Origin of the sequence: Barnesiella sp. CU968 (assembly GCF_905219685.1) — a bacterium.
Classification (GTDB): Bacteria; Bacteroidota; Bacteroidia; order Bacteroidales; family Muribaculaceae; genus Lepagella; species Lepagella muris_A.
This window is the reverse complement of the sequence record NZ_CAJMXD010000492.1, coordinates 1-1,832: the sequence shown is the minus strand read 5'-3', so window position 1 is coordinate 1,832 and position 1,832 is coordinate 1. Positions and strand designations below refer to the sequence as shown.

Sequence of the window (1,832 nt, the reverse complement as noted above, 5' to 3'; positions counted from 1 at the left end):
TATAAAGAGTGTGACGTTCCCCAACAATAAGGCGCGGCATCTGATCCGTGCTGCAAGAGTACTGACGGAGGAATTCGGAGGAGAGATGCCGACGGATATTGACAACCTCATGAAGCTTCCGGGAGTAGGGCGAAAGACCGCCAATGTCATGCTTGCTGTGGTCTGGAACAAGGCGGCTATGGCGGTAGACACGCACGTGTTCCGTGTCAGCAACCGTCTCGGACTGACCAATAATTCCAAGACTCCGCTTGAGACAGAGAAAACTCTTGTGAAATATATTCCCGAGGAATTGCTTTCAACCGCGCATCACTGGCTGATCCTTCATGGCAGATATGTATGCAAGGCGCGTCGACCGGACTGTCTCGATTGTCGACTTCGGGACTATTGCAAGAGTTACAAGGTGTAACGGTATCGTGGAAACTGTAAACGTGCTCTTACAACCGCTTTCTAAAGATTTTCTGATTGTCTGCGTCTGCGCCGGGCAATAAGAAGGATATGCCTGCGTATTATCTGGTCTATGCAGTATCTGCCTGGTCCGGTAATGGCAAGGAAAAGAAACAGCAACGCTTGCGAAATTGCAAGAAAGTCCGGACCGTAGCCTTCCGGTGAAGGGGAAACCGGAGGAAGTCCCACTGCGTGAGAAACCGCAGCATATGTATAGATAACTATGCCTGCAGTCGAGGCAACACGGGCGAAGAATCCCAAAAATATCATGCTTCCCGCGATTATATTGAAAAGCGAAATGTCTACAGGTGACACCTTGACTCCCGAGTGTATGCCAAGAATGCCGTTGGCAATGAGAAACGCGGCGATAAAGAACCTGATTGTCAGTAATTTTATCGATCCGACATTTGTGACAGACCGGTTTATGCCGAATATGGAATTGCAGACCGACTTAAGGCGTTCGGTCTTTATTACTTTTCCTACGGGTCGACAGGTGCGTGCCATTCGTCCGATAAATTCGAAATTAAGCGCGCCCGGCGTTTTTTTGCCCGGATTTACGGATATGATTTTTACATCTGCCATAGTGGAACAATTATTTGTCTGTATCTTACTTATAGCATCAATAACAATGACTTACGGTCGAATGTTCAATATCTTGCAGCAAAAACTTTGTCACTTGGGGATATTTTTGTAAATTCGCAATATCATGAAGAGATTAGGAAAACTATATTTCAGGTATGGCACCATGGGCTCGGCAAAGACCGCCCTGTTGCTCACCACAGCATATAACTTCGAAGAGCGGGGCATGTCTTATCTTTGTTTCAAACCTTCGATAGATACCCGTGAAAAGAAGAACGTCATTCGCAGCCGCATAGGCATTGAGCGTGAATGCCGCTGGATATATCGTGATACAGACCTTTTCGCATACATCCGCGAGATGGTGGAGAAAAAAGGGTTGCATCCGGACTGGATACTTGTTGATGAGGCACAGTTTCTCGCTCCGGAGCAGGTGGACCAGCTTGCATGTGTGGTAGATACCTATGGAATCAATGTGATATGCTACGGACTTCGCACCGACTTCCAGACAAGACTGTTCGAGGGTTCACGCCGTCTGTTCGAGATTGCCGACACTATAGATGAAATCAAGAGCACCTGCAATTGCGGTCGCAAAACGATTGTGAACGCCAGGATAGATTCGCGTGGCGAGATAATCACTGAAGGAGATCAGGTCGAGATAGGAGGTAACGACCGTTACATATCCGTATGCCGCAACTGCTGGCGAAACAAAAAAGTGGAGCAGAGCCGCAACGGACAGCTCCCGCTTGATAATTAGCAGGAATATTCCCGAATCGAGGGGAATTCTTGCCGGAATTTGAGATGGACCTTAA

General features: G+C 47.7%; 3 protein-coding genes. 2 read left to right on the top strand and 1 reads right to left on the bottom strand.

The features are described 5' to 3' along the window. Positions 1-406 (top strand): endonuclease III (gene nth / locus JX312_RS13030; RefSeq protein WP_204458352.1); only part of this gene is annotated, 406 nt, incomplete at its 5' end. 41 nt (positions 407-447) lie between these two features. Here nth and JX312_RS13025 read toward each other — a convergent pair. Next, positions 448-1,026, bottom strand: a complete 579-nt coding sequence (locus JX312_RS13025) for a DoxX family protein (protein WP_124031176.1) — start codon at positions 1,024-1,026, stop codon at positions 448-450. A 124-nt stretch (positions 1,027-1,150) separates the two neighbouring features. On the opposite strand from JX312_RS13025, the gene JX312_RS13020 reads away from it, so the two are divergent. Further along, on the top strand, positions 1,151-1,777 hold the full coding sequence (locus JX312_RS13020; protein WP_204458351.1) for a thymidine kinase: 627 nt from the start codon (positions 1,151-1,153) through the stop codon (positions 1,775-1,777). Positions 1,778-1,832 lie beyond the last annotated feature (55 nt).